Annotated in this window: 6 protein-coding genes and 1 pseudogene; 4 read left to right on the top strand and 3 right to left on the bottom strand. The window is 68.5% G+C overall.

What is annotated here, in order from left to right; translation table 11 throughout:
- On the bottom strand, positions 1-1,127 hold a 1,127-nt coding region (locus JMF90_RS23635; RefSeq protein WP_201325492.1), incomplete at its 3' end, for an aldehyde dehydrogenase family protein.
- Between the two features lie 268 nt (positions 1,128-1,395).
- Between JMF90_RS23635 and JMF90_RS23630 the strand changes: the two genes are divergently transcribed.
- Positions 1,396-1,761 (top strand): hypothetical protein, encoded by a 366-nt coding sequence (locus tag JMF90_RS23630; RefSeq protein ID WP_011549733.1) that lies wholly within the window; start codon positions 1,396-1,398, stop codon positions 1,759-1,761.
- 156 nt (positions 1,762-1,917) lie between these two features.
- On the opposite strand, the gene JMF90_RS23625 is transcribed toward JMF90_RS23630, so the two are convergent.
- Positions 1,918-2,406 (bottom strand): DUF2501 domain-containing protein, encoded by a 489-nt coding sequence (locus JMF90_RS23625; protein WP_125381070.1) that lies wholly within the window; start codon positions 2,404-2,406, stop codon positions 1,918-1,920.
- Between the two features lie 285 nt (positions 2,407-2,691).
- Here JMF90_RS23625 and JMF90_RS23620 point away from each other — a divergent pair, with 285 nt between their 5' ends.
- On the top strand, positions 2,692-3,255 hold the full coding sequence (locus JMF90_RS23620; RefSeq protein ID WP_374104254.1) for a hypothetical protein: 564 nt from the start codon (positions 2,692-2,694) through the stop codon (positions 3,253-3,255).
- A 16-nt stretch (positions 3,256-3,271) separates the two neighbouring features.
- The gene (locus JMF90_RS23615; protein ID WP_125380637.1) at positions 3,272-3,850 is read left to right on the top strand and encodes a polysaccharide deacetylase family protein; all 579 of its coding nucleotides are present in this window, start codon (positions 3,272-3,274) and stop codon (positions 3,848-3,850) included.
- Between the two features lie 12 nt (positions 3,851-3,862).
- Here the strand turns inward: JMF90_RS23615 and JMF90_RS23610 are convergent, their stop codons facing one another.
- On the bottom strand, positions 3,863-4,855 hold the full coding sequence (locus JMF90_RS23610) for a phosphotransferase (RefSeq protein WP_227745848.1): 993 nt from the start codon (positions 4,853-4,855) through the stop codon (positions 3,863-3,865).
- Between JMF90_RS23610 and JMF90_RS40725 the strand changes: the two are divergent.
- Positions 4,854-5,012, top strand: a pseudogene (locus JMF90_RS40725) (cephalosporin hydroxylase); the annotation flags it as partial. The gene JMF90_RS23610 and the pseudogene JMF90_RS40725 sit on opposite strands and share 2 nt — an antisense overlap.

Genomic DNA, 5,012 nt, shown 5'->3' with positions numbered 1-5,012 from the left:
GCGATCGTCGCTTTCGGATCGACCCGGCCGAACACGGTCGGCTTCACGAAGAAGCCCTTCGCGAGCCCTTCCGGCAAGCCGGTGCCGCCCGTCACGAGTTCCGCGCCTTCGTCGATGCCGCGCTGGATGTACGCCTGCACGCGCTGCTGCTGCGCGGCCGACGCCAGCGCGCCGAGGCGCGTCGCCTCCTGCCGCGGGTCGCCCGCGACGTACGCTTCGGCCGCGGCCTTCGCGAGCTCGCGCGCCTCTTCGTAGCGCGCTTCCGGCACCAGCATCCGCGTATGCGCGGAGCAGGTCTGCCCCGCGTTCAGGTAGCACGCGTTGACCGTGCCCTTCACCGCCGTCGCGAAATCGGCATCGTCGAGGATCACCGACGCCGACTTGCCGCCCAGCTCCAGCGCGACGCGCTTGACGCCCGCGGCCGCCAGCTCGGCCACGCGCTTGCCCGCGCGCGTCGAGCCGGTGAACGACACCATGTCGACGTCCGGATCGGTGGCCAGCACCTCGCCGACGACCGGGCCGTACCCGCACACGAGGTTGAACACGCCGGCCGGCAGCCCGGCCTCGTGGATCGCTTCGGCGAGCATGAACGCGTTGAGCGGCGCGACTTCGGACGGCTTGAGCACCACCGTGCAGCCGGCCGCGAGCGCCGGCGCGACCTTCAGCGTGACCTGGTTGAGCGGGTAGTTCCACGGCGTGATCGCCGCGACGACGCCGACCGGCTCGCGCACCACCAGCGAATTGCCGACCTGCGCCTCGAATTCGAACGATTCGGCCAGCTTCGCGTACGCCTTCCAGTTGTAGATCGGGCCGCCGACCTGGATCGCGCGCGACAGCTTGATCGGCATGCCGACTTCGCCGGTGATCGACTGCGCGAGTTCCTCGCTGCGCGCCTGCAGGCGCTCGACGATCTTGCGCAGGTAGCCCGCGCGCGTCGCGGCCGGCGTGGCCGCCCACGCATCGAACGCCGCGCGCGCCGCACGGATCGCGTCCTGCGCGTCGGACGCGACGCCCTCGGGAATCCGGCCGATCACGGCTTCGGTGCCCGAATCGATCACGTCGATCGTGCCGGTGCCGGCCGGTTTGCGCCATGCGCCGTCGATGTAGAACTGGTCGTAGATTTTCATCGTTTTCCGCCTCCAGGGAAGCCGCCATTCTAGCGAGCGTTTCGGTGACTGGTGTGACGAATGACAGCGATTCGAAAGGGCCGGCACGCCATCACGCCGTTGCTGCGCCGCCCGCCGCGCGTGGCCGGCGCGGCATTCGTCGGGCCGCCGCCACGTCAGCATCCGCCCGGGTGCGCGGCCGGGCCCGCATCGTGCTATGTTTTTATTATCGGCATCGGCCCTTTACGGCCGGCGCCGCCCGGAATCGACGCACTTCGTGAGCGCTGCCATGTCCGACGCATCCCATACCCTCGGCTCGCAAGACCGCCTGGAGCTGCTTTGCTGGCTCACCTGCGGCAACCTCGGCGCGTTTTACCTCAACGAATCATGGCCGGACGCCGCGTTCCAGGTGCAGGCCGCGCACCGCTGGCTCGACCGCCATCACCGCCAGGCCGACTGGCTGTCGGTCGCCAAGCTCGCGGCGCTCGCGCAGGACATCGCGAAGCGGCATGCGGGGTTCGTCGACGCGTCGTGGGCGCGCGACGCGGTCGAGGAAATCGTCGATACGGACGATCTCGACTATCGGGCAAAACTCGTGCAATGGGTGTACGAAGACTGCTGCAAGGCGCTCGCGGACAAGCGGCTGGCGGATTGAGCCGCGCAGTCGCCGCCTTGCGCCTTGCACGGGTCGCGGCATCGACTCCCGCGACGTGCTTTTCGCCGTGACGAACGTCACGGCTGGAATGCCTGACGGGCGGCGGCGACTGCGCACCGCCCCCGGCGTCGGCACGCGCGATGCGTGCCGATCGGCTTACAGCAGCGACTTGGCCTGCGTCAGCACCTTGTCGCAGATCTGCTTGGTCACCTGCTGCTTCAGGCCGCCGCCGCTCAGGTCGAGCTTGCTGCCGTTGCCTGCGTCGAGAATCCCGCTCGCACCGCTCGTATAGCCACTGTCGGACGACGCGGACGCGGTGCCGCCGAGCTTGCCGAGCAGCGCGTCCTTCACCGACGATGCGCCGCTGCCCGTTGCGCCGCCAAGATAGTTGTTCTGGATGCAGAACTGCAGCAGGCCCGCGACGTTGCCGGTGCTGCCCGGCGTCAGCGACGCACCGCCGCCGCCCGTCAGCGCGCCGCCAAGGCCGCCGAGGTTGCCGAGCACCCCGCCCGCGCTGCCGCCCGAATCGCCGCCACCGCCGACCTGTTTCAGGACGTCGCCCAGTTGCGCATGGGCGACCGAAAACGGCGCGAGCAATCCGATCAGCGCGCCGGCAACGGTCGCGCGGTAAAGACGTGCATTCATGTAAAGCCTCCCGGTTGTGACTGCGTGAATACCGCGAATCGCATTCAAGGATACGCAATCGAGCGGGGCATGACAGCCTTCGAAGCCGCATGAAACGTCAGGCATCGTGATATATCGCGGCGATTTGACGATGCTTGACGGACGATTCCGCGCGGCATCGCCGGATCGGCAGGTGCGCAACCACCGTGCCGTGTCGCCAGCCCGCGCGAAGCGTCATAGAATCGTCGTCGCCGGCCGTTCGGCGGCTGCGGCTCGACATTCACCTCGAACACGAAGGACATTCGCGTGGCGCCTGCCCATCGATTTCTGCTGATCGCCGGCGCATCCACTGCGCTGATGGGCGGCGTCGGTGCTGCGGAGGCTGTCGAGGCTGCGCCCGCCACCACGGCTGCCGCGTCCTGTACCTCGCCTTCGTTCGATCGCTATCCGGTACCGGCCGCCGCCCGCACACCACACAAACCGGCCGCCGCGCCCCGGCTCACCAGCAAGGAGGCGCGCCTGTACCGCACCGTCATTCGCGACGAATTCGCGCAACCGGCCAATTTTGCCGGTCACTATCGCGTCGCGATCTGGGGTTGCGGAACGGATTGCCGAAATTTCGCGATCGTCGACAAGAACACGGGCGCGACGTACACGATGCCCGGCGTGAAGGCCATCTCGGGCGTAATGGGCAACGACGACGAGCGCGTCGACTTCCGAGCCGGCAGCAGGCTGCTGATCGTGGCCGGCTGCTTCAACGACGATTGCGACGCCGGCAACGCGAAAGCGGCCCGGTTCTTCTACGAATGGACCGGCACCGGGCTGCGTCCGGTCGGCAGATGCCCGCTGGCCATCGAGCCGGTTCAGTGAGCGGCCCGAGCAACCGATGATCTCCATTCACCTCAGTTTCGACGACGGCCCCGGTCCCTCGACGCCCGCGCTGCTCGACGTGCTGCGCGACGCCTCGTGCACGGCGACCTTCTTCGTGCTCGGCCAACACCTGGCGGACACACTCGACGTCGCGACGAGAATCGTGCGCGAAGGCCACCGGCTCGGCAATCACACCTATTCGCACGCGAAACCGGGCGCGCTCGCTGACGCCGCACTCGTCGACGAGATCGACACGACCGACGCGCTGATTCGCGACGTCTACCGCCGCGCCGGCCTTCCCGCACCGAACGCGATCCCGCTGCGTCTTCCGTACGGGTTGATGCCGCGGGACGATCGCGCCGCCGTGCTCGCGCGCCTGCCACGCGAACACACGGGCTGGACCGCGATCCTGGACGACTGGCAGCGGCCGGCGCCGTCGCCGCAGGCGCTGTTCGACGCGATGTGCGCGCATGTCGACGCGTGCACGGCACAGCATCGCGACGTGCTGTTCTGCCTGCACGACGGATCGCGGCACGGCGATGCGCGGCCGAACACGGTCGAGGCCGTGCGGCTGTTCCTGAACCGCCAGCGCTGACGCGACGGCCGGCTAACCCGCGGGCACCGCCCCGTCCAGCAACTGGCGCCAGCCGCCGAGGAATCCGATGCCAGGGCCCGGCATCCATAGGCCCCGCTGCGCCGCTTCGAGATGGATCAGCGTCTGGTCCGCGCAGAACAACGTCATCAGCGCATCGTCGTTATCGCGCAGCCAATCCGGCGCCGCATCCGACCGTGTCGCCGCATAGGTCTCCAGACCGGCCTTCCATCGCCCGCGATCGAACACGAAGCCGTCATCCCGGCCCGCATCGCGCGACAGCGCGAACGACGCAAAGGCCGCTTCGAGCCATTGCGCTCCCTGCCCCACATCGTCGAAATCCAGCACGCCGTTCACCGCGTTGCCGACATACAGCAGGTTGCCCGCGTGATAGTCGCCGTGCAGCCAATGCACCGGCCCCGTGAGCCACGCGGCTGCCGCTTCGAGATGTATGCCGATCCGTCGGATCACCGTGTCGTAGGCGTCGCGCAGATCGCCCGGCAGCAACGGCATCGCACGCGCCGCGACACGCGCATGACGGGACAACAGCCATGCGAGCGGCGCGGCTTCGCTTGCCGGTATCGCGGCCAGCGCCGTATGCAGATGCGCGAGCGTGCGCATCGCATCGGTCGCTCCCCCGTGCGCGTCGTCCGGCAAGCCGGGACGGCCGTCGATATGCTCGAACAGATGCAGCCAGCTTCCGTCGGGCATCTGCACGCCGGTTTGCGCATCGACAGTCGGCCGCAGTCGTGGCAGCGCGGGCAGCAGCCGCGCCGTGCGCGCGTCACCAAGATGAGCGAGGATCGACGCCTCGCGCCGCATTTTCCCGACCGGCTTGCCGGACCACGACACGCGCAGCACCGCGCGCCCCGCGTCGCACTCGACGAGATAGGTTTTGTTAGTATGGCCCGACGCCAGCGCCTGCAGGCGCGCCGGCCCGATGTTCCAGTACCGGTGAAGCCACGGTTCCAGCGTTTTCACGTCACTCCTACTCGTTGCATCGACCATGTCAGAGCGTCCTTCGGCCCGCATGCGGGACATCAACATCGAATGGCTGACGCGCGCCGCCGAATTCGGCCATCTGTTCCAGACCCGCTGGCTCGGCGAGCGCTTCTTCCATCTGCCCGGCGACACTGCTCGCGCTGCAGGAACTGATCTGGCGCGA

It is taken from the genome of Burkholderia sp. E168m23 (genome assembly GCF_016586125.1).
In the GTDB taxonomy this organism is placed as follows: Bacteria; Pseudomonadota; Gammaproteobacteria; order Burkholderiales; family Burkholderiaceae; genus Burkholderia; species Burkholderia orbicola.
This window is presented reverse-complemented; position numbering and strand designations above follow the sequence as displayed.